The organism is Rhodanobacter sp. G2-10, assembly GCF_055809185.1.
In genome coordinates this window covers 3733158-3755956 of record NZ_CM147900.1, presented here as the reverse complement: position 1 = coordinate 3755956, position 22799 = coordinate 3733158, and the positions used below count along the sequence as shown (strand labels likewise).

The following is a 22799-nucleotide window of genomic DNA, read 5'->3' as shown; positions in this document are numbered from 1 at the left end:
TGGTGAAGCTTTTTCGAAGGGGTTGCCAGCCGTGTTGCGCTGTCCGCTGGGCTGCGGGCCGCGAATGATACGTGCTGTGAATATTTTGGCAAGCGTTTCTCGCCAACTATTTTCGGTTGATCGCGCAACCAACTGATATGGAAGAAGATGGGTGGCGCCGAGGTTTACCGATCAGGCCTGCACCAGGCGCACGCGGGCGAAGTTGCGCTTGCCCACCTGCAACACGCCTTCGAATCCCGCCGTGAACACGCGCTGCGCATCTTCCATCACCTCGGCGTCGATGCGCACGGCGCGCTCCTTCAACTTGCGGTTTGCCTCGGAGTTGCTGGCGGTCAATCCGGCGGCTGTAAGCAGCGCGGCCAGACGCAGGCCTTCGACAGGAACGGCGATGTCGGATTGCGGCAACAGTGCCGTGTCACCCTGGCCACGCACCACGGCATGCCAGCCGGCAATCGCCAGTTCGGCGGCGGCGGCGTCATGGAATCGCGACGCCAGCTCGCGCGCCAGGCGCAGCTTGGCATCGCGCGGATTGAGCGCACCGGCCGCGACGTCCCGCTTCATACGCGCCAGTTCGTCCAGCGAGACATCGAAGCTGAGCAGCTCGAACCAGCGCCACATCAAGTCGTCGCCGATCTTCATGGTCTTGGTGACGATATCGATGGCCGGCTCGTTGACGCCGATGTAGTTGCCCAGTGACTTGGACATCTTGTTGACGCCATCCAGACCCTCCAGCAGCGGCATGGTGAGCACCACCTGTGCCGGCTGGCCGTGGTGCTCCTGCAGGGCGCGGCCCATCAGCAGATTGAACTTCTGGTCGGTGCCGCCAAGCTCCACGTCGGCTTTCAGCGCCACCGAGTCGTAGCCCTGCACCAGCGGATACAGGAACTCGTGGATGGCGATGGGTTGCTGCGCGGCGTAGCGCTTGGTGAAGTCGTCGCGTTCGAGCATGCGCGCCACCGTGTGCTGGGCGGCGAGCTTGATCATGTCGGCGGCCGACATGGCGCCAAACCATTCCGAGTTGAAGCGCAGCTCGGTCTTCTCCCGGTCGAGCACCTTGTAGACCTGCTCGGCATAGGTTTCGGCATTGGCCAGCACGTCCTCGCGGGTCAACGGTTTGCGGGTGACGTTCTTGCCGGTCGGGTCGCCGATCATTCCGGTGAAATCGCCAATCAGGAAGATCACCTGATGACCCAGATCCTGGAACTGGCGCATCTTGTTGAGCAGCACGGTGTGACCGATGTGCAGGTCGGGTGCGGTCGGATCGAAACCGGCCTTGATGCGCAGCTGACGGCCGCTTTTCAGTCGCTCGACCAGCTCCTCGCGCTTGATGATTTCGTCAGCACCACGCGCAATCGTGGACAGCGCCTGTTCGGGCTCGCTCATGGATTTCTCTCTGGATGACTTACCGGATGACGCGAAACGGAGAGGCAGTAGCCATCCCGTATGTGCGGCGGAAGTTAATTGTGCGTTAATCAGAAATGGATCGCAAACCATTGATGGGAAAGACATTGACGCCTTCTACACATCGCCGCTATGGTACGCCAAGTTTGTGACCGGGCGGTACGGGGTGAGACAGCATGGCCGATGAAAACATGGGTGCGCTTCATGCGCGCAAGCAGGCCATTTGCCGCAAGGCACAGCGCCGCCACTCCCGCTTCTACGAGCGTTGTGCGCATTGGTCATTCAATCGGTCGGCCGATGTCGAACCGATCCGGTGGAATCGCGAACACTGGATGCTTGCCGGCACGGCACTGCTGATCACCATCCTGTCGGGCTTCATCATGCCCTCCTGGGCGAACGCGATGCGTCCAGCCGCCGTGCCTGAAGCACACACTCTGTTGCCACTGGCGCTGCCGAAGATCGACACGATCAGCGCGCCGGCACCCACCGTGGACGACTGGCAGGTCGTGCGCGTGCAGCCCGGGCAGACCATGTCCGAGATATTCAACGGACGCGGCCTGGGCTTGAGTGACCTGCACAAAGTGCTGGACGCCGCCGGCGATCAGAAAACCGCGCTGCAGAGCATTCGCCCCGGCGAGGAGTTCGACTTCCTGCTCGACAGCGATGGCAGTCTGAAGGGTTTCCGTTTCGACCCCGACCCGACCAGTCGTGCGGTCATCCGGCTCGATGGGGCACAACCCACGCTGGCCATCAAGAAGCGGGCGATGGACGTGCGCGAGCAGGTGGCTCATGGCGTCATCCGCAGCAACTTGTATGCCGCCGGTGACCAGGCCGGACTGAATGCGGCCATGATTGGCAAGCTGGCCAACCTGTTCAAGTACGACATCGATTTCGTGCAGGACATTCGCAGCGGCGACAGCTTCACCGTGATCTATGACGATCTCTATCGCGATGGCATGCGCTACAGTCAGGGCGACATCATTGCGGCCGAGTTCATCAACCAGGGCAAGCGCTACACCGCCTATCGCTTCAAGAAGGACGACGGCAGCTACGGCTGGTACAGCGAGGACGGCCGCCCGATCCAGAAATCGTTCCTGCGCATCCCGGTCGATTTCACCCGCATATCCTCCAAATTTTCCACCGCACGCATGCATCCCATCCTCGGTCGCATGCGCGCGCACAAGGGCGTGGATTATGCCGCCCCCAAGGGCACGCCGATCCATGCCGCCGGCGATGGCGTGATCAAGTACCACGGCTGGGAACGTGGTTACGGCAATTTCGTGGTGATCCAGCACAACAAGCGGATCAGCACCGCCTACGGCCACATGTCGCGCTTCGTGAAAGGCCAGCATGTGGGCGAGCACGTACGTCAGGGCGAAGTGATCGGCTACGTCGGCATGACCGGCCTGGCGACCGGGCCACACCTGCATTACGAATTCCGCGTCAACGGTGTGCAGCGCAACCCGCAGACGGTGACCCTGCCCAAGCCCAAGCCGCTACCCGCCGCCGAACTGGCCCGCTTCGAGTCGCAAGTGGTGAAGCCGCAACTGGCGCGTCTGAACGAGCTGGACCAGCGCATCAAGCTGGCCCGTGCAAACGCTCCCGCCCACTACGACAACTGAGTGCTCATCCAGCGTGATCGATGACGACTCGGCGCTCTACGTCGGACTGATTTCCGGTACCAGCGCCGACAGCATCGATGCGGTCCTGGTTCGTTTCCGCGACGGCAAGCCGCAGACCCTCTCCAGCCATGCCCACCCCTGGCCGCCGACGCTGCGCGAACGCATGCTGGCGGTGGCGCAGAATGAGGCGGCACTCGATCTGGACGCCTGGGGGCGGCTCGACGTCGAGATCGGGCACCTGTTTGCCGATGCCACCCTGCAGCTGCTCAGGCAAAGCGATACCGCGGCCGCGGCGGTGCGCGCCATCGGCTCACACGGGCAAACCCTGCGCCATCGTCCCGATGGCGACTATCCATTCACCTTGCAACTGGGCGACCCCAGCGTGATCGCCGAGCGCTGCCGCATCGACGTGGTTGCTGATTTCCGCCGCGCCGATGTTGCCGCTGGCGGGCAGGGCGCACCCTTGCTGCCGGCATTGCATGCCATGTTGCTGGGCGTACCCGGTCGCACGCGCGGTGTGCTCAACCTCGGCGGCATCGCCAATCTCACCGTGCTGGCCGCCGATGGCGGTGTGCGCGGATTCGATACCGGGCCAGCCAACGGCCTGCTTGATGCGTGGTGCCAGCGCCATCGGAGCGAACCGTTCGATCGCAATGGCGTCTTCGCCAGCGAGGGGCGGATCCTTCCCGATCTGCTCGAGGCGCTGCTCGCCGACCCGTATTTCGCACGACCGCCACCGAAGAGCACGGGACGCGAATATTTCCATCTCGACTGGTTGGCGGCGCGCGCGCCGGTCGCCACGCTGGCACCCGCCGATGTGCAGGCCACGTTGCTGGAACTCACCTCGCGCAGCGTTGCGGCGGCCGTGGCGGAGCGGGCACCGACGGCAGATGAAATCCTCGTCTGTGGCGGTGGTGTGCACAACGGGAAACTGATGCAGCGCCTGGGCGAACTGCTGGCACCGTGCCGGCTGACCAGTACCGCCGAATACAGTATCGATCCCGACTTTCTCGAAGCGACAGCGTTCGCGTGGCTGGCACGCCAACGCCTGTTCAAACTGCCCGGCAACCTGCCAGCCGTGACAGGGGCGCGCGGGCCACGCGTGCTCGGCGCGATCTATTCCGCGCCCGAATCGGGCTTGTCGTAGCGGATGCTTTCCGGCGCCAGCTGGGTCGGTTGGGTCCTGGCCAGCGCCAGCAACGCCTCCTGGAACGCGCCACGCTCAGCCGCCTCCCAGTGACCGTCCAACACCGTCAGTGTGTTCGGGTTGCGCAGGCTTTCGCTGTACTGCTGCGCCACCGACATGCCCAGACCACTGCGCAGGGCATCCAGCAACACGTCATTGACCGAACACTGGCGCAGCTTGGCCAGCGCTGCAATGCGCTCGGCCAGCAGGCCATCAACGTGATGAACGATCATGTCCGGCACCGGAATCACTCCGCGTTGAAACATGCCCTGTCATGACGATAGTTGCACATCCTTGCTGAATCCGTGTCATGTCATCGGAAATTCGCGGACAGATTGGCAGTTGCCGCGTGACTCATGCGACATTGACTGCTTCCCCCGCACCTCCCGCCGCCACGACATAGCCAGAACCCGGCACTCAAATAAACCCACACCGGTTCGCCCGGTTCGCTAGCATAGACCCATGACATCAACCGAATCGGCCGGCTCCGCGAGACTGCTCGCCTCGATCAAACCTTACCTGGAGCGCGCGCCGGTCGGTGCCCTGCTGCTGGGCATTTCCTCGGGTTTTCCGTACGCCATGATCGGCGCCACGCTGACCACGCGACTGGCCCAGGATGGCATCGACAAACGCAGCGTCACGGCCTTTTCGCTGGCATTCCTGGCGTACAACCTCAAGTTCCTGTGGGCACCCGCGGTCGACCGCGTGCATTTGCCTCTGTTGAGGAGGTTTGGCCAGCGGCGTTCCTGGTTGTGGTTCTCGGCGGCGGCAGTGGCCGCCAGCGTCGCGTGGCTGGGTCTGATCCACCCGAAGGCAAGCCTGGAGTCGGCCGCGATTGCTGCGGTGCTGGTCGGCATCGCCGGCGCGACATTCGATATCGTGATCGACGCCTACCGGATCGAACTCCTGCAGCCACGACAGCTGGGGATCGGCTCGGGCATGTCGCAATACGGTTGGCGCATCGGCGCGGTATGCGCGGGTGCGCTGGCGTTGCTGATTGCCGGCCACTGGAACTGGCAGGCTGCCTATCTGCTGTGCGCCTTGTTCGTGATCCCTGCCGTCTTCGTGGGTTTCTGGCTCGGTGAACCTGTCCGCCACCGCGAGCCGATTCCGATCAAGGGGCTGGGTTCGGCGCTGTCGTCGGTCGTCGGGCCGCTGGCGGAGTTCTTTCGTCGCAGCGGCGCGTGGCTGGTGTTGCTGTTCGTGTTGATCCACAAGATCGGCGACACCCTCGCCAACCTGACGGTGCGGCTGCTGCTGAACGATCTGCATTTCAGCAACGAGGAGATCGCCACCTACGACGTGGGCTTCGGTTTCATCGCGTTCCTGATCGGCATTTTCATCGGCGGCATGCTCTACGAACGCGTGGGAATGAAGCGCGCCGTGCTGCTCAGCCTGATCCTGATGGCCGTGTCCAATATCTCGTTCGCGGTGCTGGCGCACATGGGCCACAGCAACGAGATGCTGGCCTTCACCATCGGCTTCGAGAATCTTGCCAGCGGGATCGGTGGCGTGGTGGTGGTGGCCTACCTTTCCGCCTTGTGCAACCTGTCATACACCGCGGCGCAGTATGCCTTGCTGTCGGCCGCCGCCTCGGTGGTGGGACGGCTGGTCACCGGCACCACGGCAGGTGCGCTGATCCAGAGCATGGGCTATGTCAATTTCTACCTGATGACCACCGTCGTCGCCCTGCCCGGCGTGGCCCTGTTCGCGTGGATGATGCATCGCGGACTGGTGGATCGTGCCATCGCCGAGCTCGATGTTCGCGCCGAGGCATGAGCCATGGCTCCGGTCCGGGGCCACGCCTGCACCGGTTCAGTCGGCGTAATCAACCGTATACGGCGCGTGGTCGGAGAAGCGCTCGTCGCGGTAGATCGAACACGCTTTCACGCGCTCGCGCAGCGACGGCGTGACCACCTGGTAGTCGATGCGCCAACCGACGTTGTTGGCACGCGCCTGCCCGCGGTTGGACCACCAGGTGTATTCGACCGCGTCCGGTTTCAGCGCGCGGAAACTGTCGACCCAGCCGCGCTCGTGAAACAGCAGATCCAGCCACGCACGCTCTTCGGGCAGGCAGCCGGAGTTCTTCTGGTTGGACGACCAATTCTTGATGTCGTTCTTCGTATGGACGATGTTCCAGTCGCCGCAAATCACGTAATCGCGACCGCTGGCCAGCCACTCATCGAAGATCGGGGTGATCCACTCCATCGCCCGGAATTTGAACTGCTGGCGCTCGTCACCGGAGGAGCCTGACGGAAAGTACAGCGATACCACCGAGAGATTGCCGAAGCGCGCCTCGATGTAGCGGCCCTCGTTGTCGAACTCGTCCCAGCCCAGCTCGGTCAGCACCTGATCCGGTTCGCGCCGCGCATAGATCGCCACACCGCTGTAGCCTTTTTTGCTGCTGGCATCGCGATAGAAGCAATGGTGCCCATCGGGGCGAAACATCGGGTCGTTCAATTGATGCTCCTGCGCCTTGGTCTCCTGCAGGCAGACCACGTCGGCACGCTGCGCATGCATCCAGTCGAACACGCCCTTGCTGGCGGCGGAACGAATGCCGTTGGCATTGAGGCTGATGATGCGCATGGGTTCTCCTGTTCGATGGATCGGGCGATCATAACAACCCCGACCGGCACCGGCAGCGCATGTACCATGGCGCCGGTTACGCATGCTCCGCCCGTCGCCAGCCTGCCCGCGAGAAACCTCCATGCTCGATTATCAACGCGACTTCATCGAACTGACCTTGCGCCGCCAGGTGCTGCGCTTTGGCGAATTCACGCTGAAATCCGGCCGGCAGAGCCCGTACTTTTTCAACATGGGGCGCATCGATTCCGGCGGTGCGCTGGCCCAGCTCGGTCGCGCCTATGCAGCCGCGATGACCCATGCGGCGATCCAGGTCGACATGCTGTTCGGGCCCGCCTACAAGGGCATCGCGCTGGCGGCGGCGACTGCCATCGCGCTGGCCGAACAGCACCAGCGCGACCTGCCCTGGGCATACAACCGCAAGGAGGCCAAGGACCATGGCGAAGGCGGCATGCTGGTCGGCGCGCCACTTGCCGGGCGGGTACTGATCGTCGACGACGTGATGACCGCCGGCACCGCGGTGCGTGAATCACTGGCCCTGATCCGCGCGCAGGGCGCCGAACCGGCCGGCGTACTGATCGCGCTGGACCGGCAGGAACGGGGTCAGGGCGAACGATCCGCGGCGCAGGAAGTAGCCGACGAACACGGCATCCCCGTCATCGCCATCACCTGCCTGGACGACGTGCTCGCCTACGCCGGCGAACAACCGCAGCTCGCCGCCGAGCATGCCCGCTTGCTCGACTACCGTGCCCGTTACGGGGTTCAGCGCCGAGTTCACGCGACCGGATAGACTCAGGCGAACCCGGTCACATCGGCGCCATCTGCCGCTGGTCTGCCTATGGGACGCGGCTATACTTCGGGCGACAAGGGAGAATTCATGCGCAAATCACTGCTCATCCTGGCTGTCCTCGCACTGAGCGCGAGCGTGGCTGCCTTTGCCCAGAATACCGGCAATGTCCGCTACAAATGGTATGACGGCCAAGGCCTGATGCATTACAGCGACAGTCTGACCGCCGAGGCCATGAAGTACGGCTACGATCTGGTCAACGACCGCGGCATGGTGGTGCGCCATGTGCCGCGCCAGTTGAATGCCGAGGAGCGGGCGGCGGCCGCGAAGGTGGCCCGGGCCGAAGCCGCCAGGCAGCGTGCTGCGCAGGAACTGGCCAATACCGAAGCGCAGATGCTGAACGCCTACCCGGACGAGGAGTCGTACAAGATCTCGCTGCAGCAGACGCTGGACACCATTGACCAGCAGATCCGTACCACCCAGATCAACCTGCGCAGCCAGGAGAAGGCGCTGACCGACCTGCTGGGCCGCGCGGCGGAGATCGAGAACGCCAAGAAGCCGGTACCGAAGTTCCTCACCGACAGCATCGCCACGCAGAGAAACGTTGTCACCGGGCTGCGCAACACGCAGCAGCGCCAGCGTGCGTTGCGTGCGCAAACCGTGCAGGAGCAGGCCAAGCAGCTGGCGCGCTATCGCGAGCTGAAGGCGGCGCAGGACAAGGCATCTCAGTAGTTTCCTCGCCGGAGCCGGCGGGCAGAGCCCGCCCTACGCGCGAGCGAGTCCATGCGATTGCGTGCAGGTGCAGGGCGGGCTCGGCCCGCCGGCTGTTCGCAGCGTCACGCCCACGCAAGTCCCGACGGCTTCTGCAAACGTCGTTGTACCCGGTTCACAGCTCTCAGAACGGCAACTTCAGCGCACGGTTCACCGCCAGGAGCTGCTTGCGGAAGACCTGCTGGATCCGCCTGAGCGCCGCTTCGTTGTCGGCCTCGAAGCGCAATACCAGCACCGGCGTGGTATTGGAGGCGCGCACCAGCCCCCAACCGTCCGACCAGTCCACCCGCATGCCGTCGATCGTGATCACCGAGGCGTCCTCGAAGGTGGCCTGTTCGCGCAGATGGTCCATGAACTTGTAGTGTTCTCCCTCGGCCAACTCGATCTTCAGTTCGGGTGTGGAGATGCTCTTGGGCAGCGTGGCGAAGATCTCCTCCGGACTCCGCCCGTGCAGGTCGCCGGCAAGTATCTCCAGCAGGCGGGACGCCGCGTAGATGCCATCGTCGAACCCGTACCAGCGCTCCTTGAAGAAGAAGTGCCCGCTCATCTCGCCGGCCAGCTCGGCGGAGGTTTCGCGCATCTTCGCCTTGATCAGTGAATGCCCGGTGCGCCACATCAGCGGACTGCCGCCGGCATCGAGAATCTGCCCTTTCAGATGGCTGGTGCATTTCACGTCGTAGATGACCGTGCCGCCGGGTTGACGCGACAGCACGTCGCGGGCGAACAACATCAGCAGGCGATCGGGGTAGATGATCTCGCCGGAGCGGGAGACCACGCCGAGACGGTCGCCGTCGCCGTCGAAGGCGATGCCCAGGTCGGCGCCGGTCTGGCGTACCGCATGGATCAGGTCTTCCAGATTGGCCGGGTCGGAGGGATCGGGATGATGATTCGGAAAACTGCCGTCGACGTCGCAGTACAGCGGCACCACTTCGCAGCCGACACCTTCGAGCACCTGCGGCGCGATTTCGCCGGGAATGCCGTTGCCGCAATCGACCACTACCTTGAGCGAGCGCTCGGCCAGCACGTCGGAGACGATTTTCTCGATGTAGTCCGGCGCCACGTCGACCTGGCGCAGGCTGCCCTGGCCGTCGCTGGTGAGCTCGTTGTTGGCGATGCGCCGATACAGGTCCTGGATCGCGCCCTCGGCCAGCGTCTGCCCGCCGATCACGATCTTGAAGCCGTTGTAGTCCGGAGGATTGTGGCTGCCGGTCACCGCCACACCGCAGCCGGTGTTGAAACGATATGCGGCGAAGTAGACCACGGGCGTGGGCACCGCACCCAGATCGATCACATCCACGCCGGCTTCGCGCAAGCCGTCGGCCAGCGCGCCGGCCAGGACCGGACCGGACTCGCGACCATCGCGGCCGACCACGATTTCGCGCAAGCCCTGCTCGCCCATCACCGTGCCAATCGAACGTCCCAGCATTCGCGCGACGTTCTTGTCCAGCGTCTTGCCGACCACGCCGCGCACGTCGTAGGCGCGGAAGATGCTCGGGTCCACCTGCGTGACAGCTGGCGCAGGTGCGGGCACGGCCGCTGGCGGCGCGACTGGTGCCGCACGTCGCCGCACCGGCGGCACAGGCGCTGCTACTGGTTCTGCCTCCGGCTCATCGAGGTGCTCCGGCTCCGGGTTCTGTCGACGTCGACGCAGCCACAGGAGATAGCCCGCGCCGATCAGGCCAAGCAGGCTCAGCAAACCGCTCAACAGCCAGGAGTGCGGCAAGACGATGAAGGCGTCAGGCAGACCCGCGCCCACGCTGAACGCCGTGCCCGGAACCGGCACGCCGGTGTCCGCGGTCTGGGCCGAAGCGCTGCCATGGGAGAACAGCTGCACGCTGCCCGGATCCTCGCCCTGGCGCAGATCCAGACGGCCGCCAGCGGGCGGGACCGCGTCGAAGCGCTGCTCGATCGGCGCAAACGGCAGCTCGACCCAGACCCAGGCCTGCGCCTGCTCCGGCGGACCCAGCGGAATCACCATGCTCAGGCGGCGATCGCCGTTGCCATAGGAAACGCTCTGCACCGGCGGCAAACCTTCGGCCGTCTGCGCCGCCATCAGCTGGGCCGCCTTGGCATAGCCGAACTCGCGATAGTTCGCGCGCAGCACTTCCTTCAGGTCGCCGCTGTACAGCTCCAGTTGCTTGGCTTGGGGCAAGCGCAGGCGCAGGGTCGCGGCGGTCTGCGCCGGATCATCCATCGCCGTCGCGGGATCGACCATGGCCAGCGCTTTCATGACCACGCCACGCTGCCGTTCAACTTCGTCTGCCACCGCCTTGACCGCCTGCGCCTGGGCGGCGTGCACGCGCTCGACGGCGTGGCCCTTGTCGGCAATCAGCCAGGTTTGCCAGGCGCAGAACAGACCCAGCAGCAGCAGCAGCGTGGCACCGGCCAGCGGCAAGGTGGCCGACCAGTCGATCTGCAGCTGCGGCCGTGGTCGTTTCGCTTTCTTCGATGCCATGTTCCGCCCCTGCGGCTGATCCGTCGGATCGACCCGATCCGCCCGGGCCTGACCTCAAGTTGCTGTGGAATACCCAATCCTATCGGATACCGGTCGAACCGAAACCACCGCTGCCACGTTCACTCGGCGCAAACTCGCTGACGATGTCCAGCCGCGGCTGCGCCACCGGCACCAGCAGCAGCTGGGCGATGCGGTCGCCGATCTCGATGGTGTAGGGCTGGCTGCCGCGATTCCAGCAGGAAATCATCAGCGGCCCCTGGTAGTCGGCATCGATCACGCCGACCAGGTTGCCCATCACCAGTCCGTGTTTGTGACCCAGGCCCGAACGCGGCACGATCAGCGCGCACCAGCCCGGATCGCCGATATGGATCGCGATGCCGCTGGGCACCAGGGCGCTCTCGCCGGGCGCCAGGGTCAGCGGCTGCTCCAGCGCTGCGCGCAGATCCATCCCGGCGCTGCCAGGCGTGGCTGCCTGCGGCAGCGGAATGCTGTTGCCCAGGCGCGGATCGAGAATTTTCAGCTGAATGCCGAGCCGGTTGGGTTCAGTCATGGACGGGTCGCCCGGTATTGCGCGGCAACCTGGGCAACCAACTGGCGCGCCAGCTCGCTCTTCGGTGCACGCGGCAAAGCCAGCTCGCCATCCGCCCAATACAGGGTCAACGCATTGTCGGCGGCTTCGAAGCCGAGACCGTCGCCCACCTGGTTCGCCGCAATCATGTCCAGCCCCTTGTTGCGCAGTTTGCCCTGCGCGTAGCTGGCCACATCATGCGTCTCCGCGGCAAATCCGACCAGGAACGGGTGCGCGGTTTGCGCCGACAGGCTGGCCAGGATGTCCGGGTTCTCGTCCAGTTGCAGCGACAGCGGCGTACCGGCGCGCTTCTTCAGTTTCAGCGCGGAGACTTCTGCCGGCCGATAGTCGCCCACCGCCGCGGCACCAATGTAGATATCCGCCTGCCGCGCGGCCTCCAGCACCGCCGCATGCATCTGCGCCGCGCTGCGCACGTCCACGCGCTGCGCCACGCCCGACGGCGAGGCCAGGCTCACCGGCCCGGCGATCAGGGTCACGCTGGCTCCGGCGCGGGCGGCGGCCTCGGCCACGGCGAAGCCCATCCGGCCCGAGCTGCGATTGCCGATGAAACGCACCGGGTCGATGTCTTCGTAGGTGGGACCGGCGCTGACCACCACCTTCAGGCCCGCCAGCACCCCGCTGCCGTCGACGAAGGAGTCATGCAGCGCATCGCGCAGTTGCAGCGCTTCCAGCATGCGGCCGCTGCCGACGTCGCCGCAGGCCTGTTCGCCGGCCGCCGGACCGAGCAGGTGCGCGCCGCGCTGCCGCAACTGGTCGACATTCGCCTGCACCGCCGGATGTGCCCACATCTGCTGGTTCATCGCCGGCGCCAGATACAGCGGCGCCGCGCTGGCCAGACATAGCGTGGTCAGCAGATCGTCGGCGCGGCCATGCGCCAAACGCGACAGCAAGTCGGCGCTGGCCGGGGCGATGAGGATGCGTTCGGCCCAGCGTGCCAGTTCGATATGACCCATCGCCGCCTCGGCCTGGGCATCCCACAGGCTTACCCGCACACTCTGGCCGGAGAGCGCCTGAAAGGTGGTGGCGCCGACGAAATGGGTGGCTCCCTCGGTCATCACCACGCGCACCTCGGCACCCTGCTCGCGCAGGCGACGAACCAGTTCGCAACTCTTGTAGGCGGCGATGCCGCCAGACACTCCCAGCAGAATGCGGCGTTGGGCAAGACTCATGTAAGGCGGGCCTGACAGTCGGGCAGAGGCTTAGCTTACCGGATTCATCCCACCTCACCGCTGCCCGCGACTGGTGCCCTCGGCCAAGCTGGCACGCATGAGCATCCGAGACTGGCCCGAAGGCGAACGCCCCCGCGAAAAATTGCTGGCTCGCGGCAGTGCCGCGCTCTCCGACGCCGAACTGCTGGCGGTGTTGCTGGGCAGCGGCAGCCGCGGCAAGGACGCGATCGCGCTGGGTCGCGAACTGCTCGCCAACGCCGGTGGCGTGGCCGCGCTGCTGGGTCGGCCCGAGCGGCAGATCCGCGCCGGCGGGCTGGGCCCGGCCAAGCGGGCGCGCCTTGTCGCCGCGCTGGAGCTGGCCCGGCGCAGCCTGGCCGAACAATTGCTGGAAAAGCCCAGCCTGGGCAATCCACGCGACAGCGGCGACTACCTGCGCGCACGCCTGCGCCACCTGCCCTACGAAGTCTTCGGCTGCCTGTATCTGGACAATCGCCATCGCGTGCTGGCGTTCGAGGAGCTGTTCCGCGGCACCGTCGACGGCGCCAGCGTGCACCCGCGCGAGGTCGTGCGCGCCTGCCTCCAGCACAATGCCTGCGCGGTGATCTTTGCCCACAATCATCCCTCCGGCGTGGCCGAGCCGAGCGCTGCCGACCGCGCGATCACCCATGAACTGCGCGACGCCCTGCAACTGGTCGGCGTACGCGTGCTCGACCACCTCGTCATCGGCAGCGGCGAACCGGTTTCGATGGCGTCGCGTGGACTGATGTGAGGCTCACGTCTGCGCTGGCGCGCGCACTCGCCGACCGGCGCCCAGCGCCGCAGCAACGGTTCGTTGGAGAAGGGCAAGTCGGTACCGGAGTGGTCTGACGCGGTGCCAACGACCTCTTTCTGCGCGCAGAAGCAGGCCCCAAGTGGCCGAAACTTATGCACAAAACGCCACTTCCGCCACTTGCCGCGATGTTCACCCGTTTAACACTAAGTTCTCGTAACAAGATGCTGATTTACAAGTACAATTTCTTGCGAAGAGCACTTAGCCCCCAATTGTCACCTCCGCTCGAGCGGTCAGCGCTGATTTTCCCCACAGAGTTATCCACAAGCCGATACGCCGCGCTGCATCAAAATTTGCGGTCGCCGTCGCAAGCCCCGGCCCGTGGGCGATCCACGCCGGCAAGGCGCTGCTCGCGCACGGTGGTCTGTTAGGATTGCGGGTTCCATCACGACACCGACCCCATCCGTGAAAGTACAGCTGCGCGAACTGGTGCTGCAGGCTATCCACGCCCTGCAAAACGATGCCATCCTGCCCGCCGATCTGGCCGTGCCGGACTTCGTGATCGAGCGGGCGCGCAGCCGCGAACATGGCGATTTCGCATGCAACGTGGCGATGTTGCTGGCCAAACTGGCACGCGCCAAGCCGCGCGAACTGGCCGAAAAGCTGGTGGCGGCGCTGCCCGCCAACGCACTGGTGGACAAGATCGAGATCGCCGGCCCCGGCTTCATCAACTTCTTTCTCGCCGCCGACGCGTATCACGCCGAAGTACGCCACATCCTGGAACAGGGCGAGGCCTACGGCCGCAACGCCGGCGGCGCCGGTCGGACGGTGGGCGTGGAGTTCGTCTCGGCGAACCCGACCGGCCCGCTGCACGTGGGTCACGGCCGCGCCGCGGCGATTGGCGACTGCCTCAGCCGCCTGCTTGCCGCCAACGGCTGGAACGTCAAACGCGAGTACTACTACAACGATGCCGGTGTGCAGATCGCCAACCTGGCGGTCTCCGTGCAGGCGCGCGCACGCGGCATCACCCCGGACGACAGCAACTGGCCGGAGGCCGGCTACCGCGGCGACTACATCGCCGACGTGGCCCGTGCCTACCTCGACGGCGCACCGGTGGTGGCCGACGGCGAAACCGTGATCGGCAGCGGCGACGTCGACGATCTCGATGCGATCCGCCACTTTGCCGTCGCCAGCCTGCGCCATGAGCAGGATCTCGACCTGCAGGCCTTCGGCGTCAGCTTCGACACCTATTTCCTGGAATCCTCGCTGTATACCGACGGCAAGGTCGAGGAAACCGTGCGCAAGCTGATCGCCAACGGCCATACCTACGAGGAAGGCGGCGCGCTGTGGCTGCGCACCACCGAGTTCGGCGACGACAAGGACCGCGTGATGCGCAAGTCCGACGGCACCTATACCTATTTCGTGCCGGATGTCGCCTATCACCTCAGCAAGTGGCAGCGCGGCTATGAGAAAGCCATCACCGAACTGGGCTCGGACCATCACGGTTCACTGGCCCGGGTGAAGGCCGGTTTGCAGGCGCTCGACTGCGGCATTCCCGCAGGCTGGCCGCAATACGTGCTGCACCAGATGGTGACGGTGATGCGCGGCGGCGAGGAAGTGAAGATATCCAAGCGCGCCGGCAGCTACGTCACCCTGCGCGACCTGATCGACGAAGTGGGCAAGGACGCCACGCGTTACTTCCTGATCGCACGCAAGAGCGACTCGCAATTGGTGTTCGACGTCGATCTGGCCCGCTCTCAGTCCAACGACAACCCGGTCTACTACATCCAGTACGCACACGCCCGTGTCTGCAGCGTGCTGCGCCAGGCACCGGAGAAGGGCTTCACCTTCGACCTGGCCGACGGGCTCGCCCATCTCGATCGGCTCGACAACGAACACGAACAGATCCTGCTCACCGAGTTGTCCAAGTATCCCGAGCAGGTCGAGAACGCCGCCGCCAACCTGGAGCCGCATCTGATCGCCAACTGGCTGCGCGAGCTGGCCAATGCGTTCCACACCTACTACAACTCGCACCAGTTCCTGGTGGACGATGCCGCGCTCCGCAACGCGCGCCTGGCGCTGGTGGTGGCGACGCGGCAGGTACTGAAAAATGGGCTTGATTTGCTGGGCCTGAGCGCCCCGGAGAAGATGTAATGGCAGCACGCAAGGGCAAGGGCCGGCAGGCCGTACGCAATGGTGGCAACGGATTTCCGGGCTGGGGTTATGCGGTGATCGGCTTGCTGATCGGCGCCATCCTGATGGCGCTGGTGATGCGCGGCAGCCTGTTCACCAGCCTGCAGAAGCCGGTCGGTCCGCAAGCCAACCCGCAGGCCACCGCGCAGCGCGCCAGTGACCCGGGCGTACTGGAACCCGCCAGCAACGACAGCACGCCGAAAAAGCCGCAGTACGACTTCTATTCGGTGCTGTCGGAAAAGGAGGTTCGCATTCCCGACGCGGAGATCAGCGCGCAGGCCAAGGCCGAGCAGACGCAGCAGAGCCAGACCCCGCCCGCGCCAGCCCGCGAGCCCGGTGTGGCAGTGCAGAACGTCACCGCGGCCCCGGCCGAGTCGGTGGCGCCCTCCACCGGCGGCAGCGGTTACCTGCTGCAGGTCGGCGCTTTCCCCACCGCGTCGGCGGCGGAGGCGCAGAAAGCCAAGCTGGCTCTGCAGGGTTTCGTCGCCAACGTGCAAACCGTGGACGTGGGTGGGCAGACCTATCACCGCGTCCGGCTTGGTCCGTTCCGGTCGGCCACCGAACTGGAAACAACCAAACAGAAGCTGGCCAGCGCGGGGATTCCGGCGATTGCCCTGAAAGAAGGAAAGTAAGCGCATGACCGCCAGGACTGCGTGGGTTACCGGCGCCACCGCCGGATTCGGCGCCGCCACCGTGGACCGCCTCGTGGCCGGCGGCTGGCGCGTCATCGCCAGCGGTCGCCGCGCGGACCGCCTGCAGCAACTGGTGGACAAACACGGGGCGGCAAAGGTGCATGCGGCTGCGTTTGACATGCGCGACGAATCGGCGATGCGCGCGGCTCACGCCGCCCTGCCCGCCGAGTTCGCGGCGATCGACCTGCTGGTGAACAACGCGGGGCTGGCGCTCGGCACCGCGCCGGCGCAGCAGGCCGATCTGGCGCAGTGGAAGCAGATGATCGACACCAACGTCACCGCGCTTGTGTCGATCACCCATCTGCTGTTGCCGCAGCTGATCGAGCGTCGCGGCGCGATCATCAACATCAGCTCCATTTCCGGCAGCTATGCCTACTGCGGCGGCAACGTCTACGGCGGGACCAAGGCTTTTGTCACCCAGTTCTCGCAGAACCTGCGCACCGACCTGCACGGCACCGGCGTACGGGTGACCTCGATCGAGCCGGGCATGGCCGAAACCGAGTTCACCCTGGTGCGCACCGGCGGAGATCAGGCCGCATCGGACAAGCTCTATGAGGGCGCGCATCCGATCACCGCCAGCGACATCGCCGACAGCATCTGGTGGGTAGCCAACCTGCCGCCGCACCTCAATATCAATCGCCTTGAGGTGATGCCGGTCAGCCAGTCGGCGGCCGGTTTGCAGGTGCACCGCGACTGACCTGTTGCGCAGGGCGGGCTCTGCCCGCCAATGGCGTTTCAGGCAGATCCGCAAAAGCGGCGGGCAGAGCCCGCCCTACGGGTGTGGGCGAGTTTGCAGCCGGTCGGCGGACGGTTTGCTGGTGCACCGCGACTGGCCTGTTGCGTAGGGCGGGCTCTGCCCGCCAATGGCGTTCCGGGCAAGTCCGCAAAGGCGGCGGGCGGAGCCCGCCCTACGGGTCAGCGCGAATTTATTGCATGAACCAGCCGTGGCTCACGACGATCGACTGACCGGTCAGCGCGGCGGACGGGAAGGTCGCCAGATAGAGCGCGGTTTGCGCGATGTCCTCGAGCGTGGTGAAGGTGGCATCGACGGTGTCCTTCAGCATCACGTTGCGGATCACTTCGTCTTCGCTGATGCCCAGCTCCTTCGCCTGTTCGGGAATCTGCCGCTCGACCAGCGGCGTGCGCACGAAGCCGGGGCAAATCACGTGCGAGCGCACGTTGTGCGGCGCGCCCTCCTTCGCCAATGTACGCGCCAGACCCAGCAGACCGTGCTTGGCGGTGACGTAGGGCGCCTTCAGCTTCGACGCTTCGTGCGAGTGCACCGATCCCATGTAGATCACGATGCCGCCGCGGTCGCCCTTGTACATGTGCTTGAGCGCGGCCTTGGTGGTGAGGAAGCCGCCGTCCAGATGGATCGCCAGCATCTTCTTCCAGTCGGCAAAGGCGAACTGGTGGATCGGGTTGATGATCTGCACGCCGGCGTTGGAGATCAGGATGTCGAGCGCGCCGAAGGCTTCGACCACCTTGTCGGTGCCGGTGTTGACTGCCTCTTCGCTGGTCACGTCCATCGCCACGCCGATCGCCTTGCCGCCAGCGGCGGTTATCGAGGCGGCGACCCTGTCGGCGGCTTCCTGGTTGATGTCGGCGATCGCCACGCTGGCGCCGTGCTGCGCGTATAACTCGGCAATCGCCTTGCCGAGGCCGCTGGCGGCGCCGGTGATCAGCGCAACCTTGCCGTTGAGATCTGTCATGTTCTGCTCCTCGAGCTGGGTGGCCGCGACGCCACGCCTCAGCCAACCGCCTTGATTGTAGACGCCGCGCCGCCGCGCGCCATCGGACCTTGGGGAAATGCCTGCCCGATAGGCTCAGCCGGCCTCTTCGGCCAGGTAGGTATAGGCGGTGAGGCCACGATCGAGCGTGTCGTACAGCTGGTCGGCCTCGGCACCCGCCAGGCCGGCGCCGGCGATGCGCTCACGGTAACTCTGCCGCAGCGCTTCCAGATCGTAGCCGACGTAGTCGAGCATCAGGTCGGTGGTGTCACCGCGGCGCTTGTGGTCGAACACGTAGCTGTCGCCGTCGACGCGCACGTTGACCGCGTCGGTGTCGCCGAACAGGTTGTGGATGTCGCCCAGGGTCTCCTGGTACGCACCGACCATGAAGATTCCGAGCCGATAGCTCTCGCCTTCGTTGACTTCATGCAGGCGCAGGCTGACGTTCACGCCTTCGGCATCGACGTAATGGTCGATGCGACCATCCGAATCGCAAGTAAGATCGACGATCACCCCGCGCCGCGTCGGTTCCTCGTCAAGCCGCGCGATCGGCGCGATCGGGAAGATCTGCTTGATCGCCCACACGTCGGGAATCGACTCGAACACCGAGAAATTGACGAAATACTTGTCCACCAGCTTCTGGTCCAGCTCATCCAGCGCCGCCCGGTGCGAGCGTTCGGATGGCAACAAACGCGCGCGCACGGCGTTGGCGATGGCGTAGTACATCTCGTCCAGGCGTGCGCGATCAGCGAGTGCCAGTTGGCCCAGCGCGTACAGCGCCTGGCCTTCGCTGAGATGATGCTGGGCCTCGTGGAACAATTCCAATGCGGGCCGGCGGTCGAGTTCCTCCCAGGTTTCGCGCAAGCGCCGCAATACCGGCGGTTCGTCCGCGCTCGGCGGCGGGATCGCGCCCGCTGGCACCTGCTCCACCTCGGTCACGTTGACCACGAGCACGGCGTGATGGGCCGTCATCGCGCGACCGGCTTCGGTGAGGATGTGCGGCGCCGCCAGGCCTTCGGCCTCGACAGCCTCGGCCAGTGATTGCACGATGGTCGAGGCGTACTGCTCGATCGAATAGTTGATCGAATTGTGGCTGCGCGAACGGGTGCCTTCGTAGTCCACGCCCAGGCCGCCACCGACATCGACGATCTCCAGCGGCACGCCCATCCGCCGCAGTTCGACGAAATAGCGCGTGGCCTCGCGCATGCCGTTGGCGATGTCGCGCACGTTGGAGATCTGCGAGCCCATGTGGAAGTGCTGCAGCTTCAGCGTGTGCTTGAGACCGGCATCATCGAGGCGCTTGATCAGCGTGAGCACCTGATTCGGCGACAGGCCGAACTTGCCCTTGTCGCCGCCGGTGTTCTGCCACTTGCCGGCGCCGATCGAAGCCAGCCGCACGCGCACGCCCAGCAGCGGCTCCACGCCCAGCGCGCTGGCTTCACTGAACACGTGGTCCAGTTCGGAAAGCTTTTCGATCACGATGTGCACGCGCAGGCCGAGTTTCTTGCCAATCAGCGCGAGGCGGATGTATTCGCGATCCTTGTAGCCATTGCAGATCACGATCGAGCCGGGCCGTGCCATCGCCAGCACCGCCATCAGCTCGGGCTTGGAGCCCGCCTCCAGACCGAATCCCCGGGTACCCGCGGCCACCAGCTCGCCGGCCACGCCGCGCTGCTGGTTGACCTTGATCGGATAGATCGCGGTATAGCCGCCGGCATAGGCGTGCTCGGCAATCGCCCGCGCAAACGCACCCTGCAAACGTGCCAGGCGATCGGCGAGAATGTCGGGAAAACGCACCAGCAGGGGCAGCCGCAAACCCTCGGCACATGCCCGCTCGACGATCGCGGGCAGGGACAACGTCACTCCGCCGGCGCCGCGGGGACGCATGACGAGATCGCCGGCAGCGTCGACGTCGGCATAACCGTCGCCCCAGGTGGGCACGGCATAGGTGTGGCGGGCAGTAGCGATGGACCAGGGCTTCGACATGGAGCCTCCCTTGTGCAAACGGATCGGGGCTGTCGCAGCGGCGAGCCTTGACGACTGTGGGCAAGCAAGCCGGCCGGCCGGAAGCCTCGCACGCCGCGGGGCCGGATGGGCTTGTCCGGCTTGTCGTCACGCCATCGCGACAGTGGGCCGGGCCACCATTGTAATGGCGATGCGCCGGCCTGCGTGCTCGCGACGATCGGGACGTCCGGCGCCGTTGTCGCTACAATTGACTTCTTTGCCCCCATGCTTTTGCGGGAACACCTCATGTCGCAGCCATCCACTCCCCATGACGTCAGCCCTGGTGACGCCAGCCCGAACGAAGTCCGCTGGTTCACCGAAGCGCATGAGGCGTCCGGCTCGTCCATCGGCTTTCGCACCGAGCGGATGCTGCACTCGGAAAAAACGCCGTTCCAGAGCATCGAGATCCATCAGACCACCGACTGGGGCAACCTGATGGTGATCGATGGCTGCGTGATGCTGACCAGTCGCGACAACTTCCTCTACCACGAGATGATGACCCACCCGGCGCTGTTCACCCATGCGCGGGCCAAGCGCGTGGTGATCATCGGTGGCGGCGATTGCGGCACGCTGCGCGAAGTGCTGCGGCACGAGGAAGTCGAACACGCCGTGCAGGTGGAAATCGACGAGCGCGTGACTCGTCTGGCCGAAGAGTATTTTCCCGAGCTGTGCGAGGCCAATGCTGATCCACGCGCGGAACTGCTGTTCATCGACGGCATCAAGTACATGGCCGAGTGCGAACCGGAGTCGGTGGACCTGGTCATCGTCGACTCGACCGACCCGGTCGGCCCGGCCGAAGGCCTGTTCAACGCCGCGTTCTACGCCAGCTGCTTCAAGGCATTGCGCCACGGCGGCCTGCTGGTGCAGCAGAGCGAATCACCGCTGGCCCACCTGGACCTGATCAGGTCGATGCGCTCGGCGATGCGCACCACCGGCTTCACCGCGGTGAAAACGCTGCCGTTCCCGCAGCCGTGCTACCCCACCGGCTGGTGGAGCTGCACCATGGCGCGCAAGGGCGGCGACCTGTCCGGCTTCCGCGAACGCGGCGCGCTCAGCAAGAAATTCCCGACCCGCTACTACAACGCCGAGATCCACAAGGCAGCGCTGGCGCAGCCGGAATTCATGCGCGAGGCATTGGGAGAGTAAGCGCCGGGATTCGGGATTGGGCATTCGTAGTAGCTACGCTCAACCGCTCTTGCGAATCCCCAATCCCCATTCTCCAATCCCGAAACTCAAAACATCCTCGGCCGCACCTTCGGCAGCAGCACCAGCAGCAGGGTGGCCAGTGGTCCGAGCAGCAGCGAGATCAGGAACCAGACGAGGCCGCTGCGATTCTTGCCCTGGGCCAGTGCCGCATTGATCAACGCCAGCGTGCCCCAGCCGGCAAACCAGGGCGCGCCTTCGGTCCACATCGAGAAATTTCCCATTGGTCTCTCCGGTGTGATGCTGTGTCTTGATCGGACCTCGCCTGAATGCGACGGCAAACGCCCGCGGGCAGTGGCCGCCCTGCGACGCAGCAGGGGCAGACGCTGCCAGAACGCTTCATGCATCAATGCAAGATGTGCTCAAGAGACACGGTTTGATGACGGGCATCGTCGTGCGCCCGAACCCTGATGCTAGCAAGTCCGGCCTGGAATGCCGAAACGGCGTGGCTCGCCAATCAGGTGAGCTTAATCTCCGGGCGATATGCTGACGCTTTTCTGCCAAGGATGTCCGTGATGCGTGGAATGCACTGTCTCGCCCTGATCTGCGCCTGGTTCGTGTTCATCACCCCCGCTGTGGCCGGAAAGACTCCTTCCGGCAAGAACACTCCTGCCGCCCCGACCAGTAGCGCGGCGCCGGCCAGGTCGTCACCGACCGGAACCTCCCCCAGCAAGGCTGCGCAGGCCCGCGACAAGGCGCAGCTGGCCTTCCAGCGCGACCTGGTCAGCGTGCTGGCGCCGCGCGCCGACGCGATGCCGCTGCTCGGTGCCGCGCTGCTGGCACGACCGCTGTTCAACCAGCCGCCGAGCAACAGTTTCCACGCCCTGATCGAACGCGCGGCCGAGGCCGATGGCAGCGGCCCGGCGGTCAACTGGGTGCGCCTGGCCGATTGCGATGCCAAGGCTGCCGCCTGCCCGAACGCCGCTGCGCTGGAGGCGCTGGTGAAGCAGGCACCGGACAATGCGGCCGTATGGCTGGTCAAGCTGGGCATGGACGCGCGCGACCAGCACCAGGATGCCGCCCGCGAAGACCTGCGCAAGGCCGCCTCGGCCAAGGTCTACGACGATTACGCCGGCACCAGCCTGAAGGCGCTGGCCAACTCGGTCGGCGTGTTGCCGCCACCGGCGGACACCTTTGACCCCAGCCATGCCGCCGGTGCCGTCGGCATGCAAACGGTGATGATCTTCGGCCTCGCCAGCACGCAACCCCAGCCCAGCCTGCAGCTGGTCGCCAAACTGTGCGAAAACGCGGCCGAAGATGACTCCATCAAGGCCGACTGCCTGAGTCTGGGCAAGCTGCTGGAGTGGGGCTCGAGCCCGCTGGCCCGCTCGCTGGGTCTACACCTGCGCGAAGTGCTCGCCGACGACCCGGACCAGCAGCAGGAGGCCAGGGATGCCCGCCGCACCCTGGTCTGGCAGGTGCAGAACTTCAACCAGTTGCTGGCCCGCGTCCGCGATGACGGCGCCCTCGCCCGTCACCTGCTGTCGCTGGCCCGCAGCGGCGGCACCCAGACGAGCCTGCAACTGGCCGCCCTGCGCGACGACAACATCCCGGTCGACCCGCCGGCCGACTGGCAACCGCGCAAGGCTGAGTAGCCGAGAATCGGGAATGGGGAATCGGGAATGGGTGAGAGCGGAGAGCCGGT

Annotated in this window: 20 protein-coding genes; 11 read left to right on the top strand and 9 right to left on the bottom strand. The window is 65.4% G+C overall.

Going from position 1 to position 22799, the window contains the following annotated elements; translation table 11 throughout:
• Positions 1–171: 171 nt before the first annotated feature.
• Entirely contained in the window at positions 172–1383 is a 1212-nt protein-coding gene (tyrS, locus tag AC0L58_RS16710) for a tyrosine--tRNA ligase (RefSeq protein ID WP_473685428.1), read from the bottom strand.
• Between the two features lie 194 nt (positions 1384–1577).
• Here tyrS and AC0L58_RS16705 point away from each other — a divergent pair, with 194 nt between their 5' ends.
• Both AC0L58_RS16705 and AC0L58_RS16700 read left to right on the top strand, forming a co-directional pair.
• Positions 1578–3023, top strand: a complete 1446-nt coding sequence (locus tag AC0L58_RS16705; protein ID WP_473685426.1) for an OapA family protein — start codon at positions 1578–1580, stop codon at positions 3021–3023.
• A gap of 16 nt (positions 3024–3039) precedes the next feature.
• Entirely contained in the window at positions 3040–4170 is a 1131-nt protein-coding gene (locus AC0L58_RS16700) for an anhydro-N-acetylmuramic acid kinase (protein WP_473688772.1), read from the top strand.
• On the opposite strand, the gene AC0L58_RS16695 is transcribed toward AC0L58_RS16700, so the two are convergent.
• A complete protein-coding gene (locus AC0L58_RS16695; RefSeq protein ID WP_473685424.1) occupies positions 4140–4442 on the bottom strand; it encodes a hypothetical protein in 303 nt (100 codons plus the stop codon). The genes AC0L58_RS16700 and AC0L58_RS16695 overlap by 31 nt on opposite strands.
• A 229-nt stretch (positions 4443–4671) precedes the next feature.
• Between AC0L58_RS16695 and AC0L58_RS16690 the strand changes: the two genes are divergently transcribed.
• Positions 4672–5988 carry an AmpG family muropeptide MFS transporter gene (locus AC0L58_RS16690; RefSeq protein ID WP_473685422.1) on the top strand — a complete coding sequence of 439 codons (1317 nt, stop codon included), beginning with the start codon at positions 4672–4674 and terminating at the stop codon, positions 5986–5988.
• A 36-nt stretch (positions 5989–6024) separates the two neighbouring features.
• Here AC0L58_RS16690 and AC0L58_RS16685 read toward each other — a convergent pair whose 3' ends face one another.
• Positions 6025–6795 carry an exodeoxyribonuclease III gene (locus tag AC0L58_RS16685; protein WP_473685420.1) on the bottom strand — a complete coding sequence of 257 codons (771 nt, stop codon included), beginning with the start codon at positions 6793–6795 and terminating at the stop codon, positions 6025–6027.
• Positions 6796–6916: 121 nt separating this feature from the next.
• On the opposite strand from AC0L58_RS16685, the gene pyrE reads away from it, so the two are divergent.
• Together pyrE and AC0L58_RS16675 are read left to right on the top strand one after the other, a co-directional pair.
• Positions 6917–7582: an orotate phosphoribosyltransferase gene (pyrE, locus tag AC0L58_RS16680; RefSeq protein ID WP_473685418.1), complete on the top strand. Its 666-nt coding sequence runs from the start codon at positions 6917–6919 to the stop codon at positions 7580–7582.
• 87 nt (positions 7583–7669) lie between these two features.
• On the top strand, positions 7670–8311 hold the full coding sequence (locus tag AC0L58_RS16675) for a DUF4124 domain-containing protein (RefSeq protein ID WP_473685416.1): 642 nt from the start codon (positions 7670–7672) through the stop codon (positions 8309–8311).
• A 163-nt stretch (positions 8312–8474) separates the two neighbouring features.
• On the opposite strand, the gene AC0L58_RS16670 is transcribed toward AC0L58_RS16675, so the two are convergent.
• The 3 genes from AC0L58_RS16670 to coaBC form a co-directional block, all read right to left on the bottom strand.
• Complete coding sequence (locus AC0L58_RS16670) at positions 8475–10805, bottom strand: phosphomannomutase/phosphoglucomutase (protein ID WP_473685414.1); 2331 nt, start codon at positions 10803–10805, stop codon at positions 8475–8477.
• 79 nt (positions 10806–10884) lie between these two features.
• Positions 10885–11355: a dUTP diphosphatase gene (gene dut / locus AC0L58_RS16665; RefSeq protein WP_473685412.1), complete on the bottom strand. Its 471-nt coding sequence runs from the start codon at positions 11353–11355 to the stop codon at positions 10885–10887.
• A complete protein-coding gene (gene coaBC / locus AC0L58_RS16660) occupies positions 11352–12563 on the bottom strand; it encodes a bifunctional phosphopantothenoylcysteine decarboxylase/phosphopantothenate--cysteine ligase CoaBC (RefSeq protein ID WP_473685410.1) in 1212 nt (403 codons plus the stop codon). Before coaBC ends, dut begins: the two co-directional genes overlap by 4 nt.
• Before the next feature lie 97 nt (positions 12564–12660).
• Here coaBC and radC point away from each other — a divergent pair, with 97 nt between their 5' ends.
• From radC to AC0L58_RS16640, 4 genes are all read left to right on the top strand, one after another.
• Positions 12661–13332 (top strand): RadC family protein, encoded by a 672-nt coding sequence (radC, locus tag AC0L58_RS16655; RefSeq protein ID WP_473685408.1) that lies wholly within the window; start codon positions 12661–12663, stop codon positions 13330–13332.
• Between the two features lie 465 nt (positions 13333–13797).
• Positions 13798–15486, top strand: a complete 1689-nt coding sequence (gene argS, locus AC0L58_RS16650) for an arginine--tRNA ligase (RefSeq protein ID WP_473685406.1) — start codon at positions 13798–13800, stop codon at positions 15484–15486.
• A complete protein-coding gene (locus AC0L58_RS16645; RefSeq protein ID WP_473685404.1) occupies positions 15486–16157 on the top strand; it encodes an SPOR domain-containing protein in 672 nt (223 codons plus the stop codon). The genes argS and AC0L58_RS16645 overlap by 1 nt, the downstream gene beginning before the upstream one ends.
• A 4-nt stretch (positions 16158–16161) precedes the next feature.
• Positions 16162–16914 carry an SDR family NAD(P)-dependent oxidoreductase gene (locus tag AC0L58_RS16640; RefSeq protein WP_473685402.1) on the top strand — a complete coding sequence of 251 codons (753 nt, stop codon included), beginning with the start codon at positions 16162–16164 and terminating at the stop codon, positions 16912–16914.
• A gap of 229 nt (positions 16915–17143) precedes the next feature.
• Here AC0L58_RS16640 and AC0L58_RS16635 read toward each other — a convergent pair whose 3' ends face one another.
• Both AC0L58_RS16635 and speA read right to left on the bottom strand, forming a co-directional pair.
• Positions 17144–17929 carry a 3-hydroxybutyrate dehydrogenase gene (locus AC0L58_RS16635; protein ID WP_473685400.1) on the bottom strand — a complete coding sequence of 262 codons (786 nt, stop codon included), beginning with the start codon at positions 17927–17929 and terminating at the stop codon, positions 17144–17146.
• A gap of 114 nt (positions 17930–18043) precedes the next feature.
• On the bottom strand, positions 18044–19933 hold the full coding sequence (gene speA / locus AC0L58_RS16630; RefSeq protein ID WP_473685398.1) for a biosynthetic arginine decarboxylase: 1890 nt from the start codon (positions 19931–19933) through the stop codon (positions 18044–18046).
• A 264-nt stretch (positions 19934–20197) separates the two neighbouring features.
• Between speA and speE the strand changes: the two genes are divergently transcribed.
• Positions 20198–21097, top strand: coding sequence for a polyamine aminopropyltransferase (gene speE, locus AC0L58_RS16625; protein WP_473685396.1), 900 nt, complete (start codon positions 20198–20200; stop codon positions 21095–21097).
• Positions 21098–21183: 86 nt separating this feature from the next.
• On the opposite strand, the gene AC0L58_RS16620 is transcribed toward speE, so the two are convergent.
• Positions 21184–21378, bottom strand: coding sequence for an antitermination protein NusB (locus AC0L58_RS16620; RefSeq protein ID WP_473685394.1), 195 nt, complete (start codon positions 21376–21378; stop codon positions 21184–21186).
• Between the two features lie 291 nt (positions 21379–21669).
• Between AC0L58_RS16620 and AC0L58_RS16615 the strand changes: the two genes are divergently transcribed.
• The gene (locus AC0L58_RS16615; protein WP_473685392.1) at positions 21670–22749 is read left to right on the top strand and encodes a hypothetical protein; all 1080 of its coding nucleotides are present in this window, start codon (positions 21670–21672) and stop codon (positions 22747–22749) included.
• Positions 22750–22799 lie beyond the last annotated feature (50 nt).

What these genes read in the sequence shown, in the direction of transcription:
- radC (WP_473685408.1), top strand. Translation starts at nt 12,661, where the DNA reads ATGAGCATCCGAGACTGGCCCGAAGGCGAACGCCCCCGCGAAAAATTG.
- AC0L58_RS16645 (WP_473685404.1), top strand. Translation starts at nt 15,486, where the DNA reads ATGGCAGCACGCAAGGGCAAGGGCCGGCAGGCCGTACGCAATGGTGGC.
- AC0L58_RS16675 (WP_473685416.1), top strand. Translation starts at nt 7,670, where the DNA reads ATGCGCAAATCACTGCTCATCCTGGCTGTCCTCGCACTGAGCGCGAGC.
- AC0L58_RS16705 (WP_473685426.1), top strand. Translation starts at nt 1,578, where the DNA reads ATGGCCGATGAAAACATGGGTGCGCTTCATGCGCGCAAGCAGGCCATT.
- AC0L58_RS16670 (WP_473685414.1), bottom strand. Translation starts at nt 10,805, where the DNA reads ATGGCATCGAAGAAAGCGAAACGACCACGGCCGCAGCTGCAGATCGAC.
- speA (WP_473685398.1), bottom strand. Translation starts at nt 19,933, where the DNA reads ATGTCGAAGCCCTGGTCCATCGCTACTGCCCGCCACACCTATGCCGTG.
- pyrE (WP_473685418.1), top strand. Translation starts at nt 6,917, where the DNA reads ATGCTCGATTATCAACGCGACTTCATCGAACTGACCTTGCGCCGCCAG.
- AC0L58_RS16695 (WP_473685424.1), bottom strand. Translation starts at nt 4,442, where the DNA reads ATGATCGTTCATCACGTTGATGGCCTGCTGGCCGAGCGCATTGCAGCG.
- tyrS (WP_473685428.1), bottom strand. Translation starts at nt 1,383, where the DNA reads ATGAGCGAGCCCGAACAGGCGCTGTCCACGATTGCGCGTGGTGCTGAC.
- coaBC (WP_473685410.1), bottom strand. Translation starts at nt 12,563, where the DNA reads ATGAGTCTTGCCCAACGCCGCATTCTGCTGGGAGTGTCTGGCGGCATC.
- AC0L58_RS16640 (WP_473685402.1), top strand. Translation starts at nt 16,162, where the DNA reads ATGACCGCCAGGACTGCGTGGGTTACCGGCGCCACCGCCGGATTCGGC.
- dut (WP_473685412.1), bottom strand. Translation starts at nt 11,355, where the DNA reads ATGACTGAACCCAACCGGCTCGGCATTCAGCTGAAAATTCTCGATCCG.
- speE (WP_473685396.1), top strand. Translation starts at nt 20,198, where the DNA reads ATGTCGCAGCCATCCACTCCCCATGACGTCAGCCCTGGTGACGCCAGC.
- AC0L58_RS16620 (WP_473685394.1), bottom strand. Translation starts at nt 21,378, where the DNA reads ATGGGAAATTTCTCGATGTGGACCGAAGGCGCGCCCTGGTTTGCCGGC.
- AC0L58_RS16635 (WP_473685400.1), bottom strand. Translation starts at nt 17,929, where the DNA reads ATGACAGATCTCAACGGCAAGGTTGCGCTGATCACCGGCGCCGCCAGC.
- AC0L58_RS16685 (WP_473685420.1), bottom strand. Translation starts at nt 6,795, where the DNA reads ATGCGCATCATCAGCCTCAATGCCAACGGCATTCGTTCCGCCGCCAGC.
- AC0L58_RS16615 (WP_473685392.1), top strand. Translation starts at nt 21,670, where the DNA reads ATGCGTGGAATGCACTGTCTCGCCCTGATCTGCGCCTGGTTCGTGTTC.
- AC0L58_RS16690 (WP_473685422.1), top strand. Translation starts at nt 4,672, where the DNA reads ATGACATCAACCGAATCGGCCGGCTCCGCGAGACTGCTCGCCTCGATC.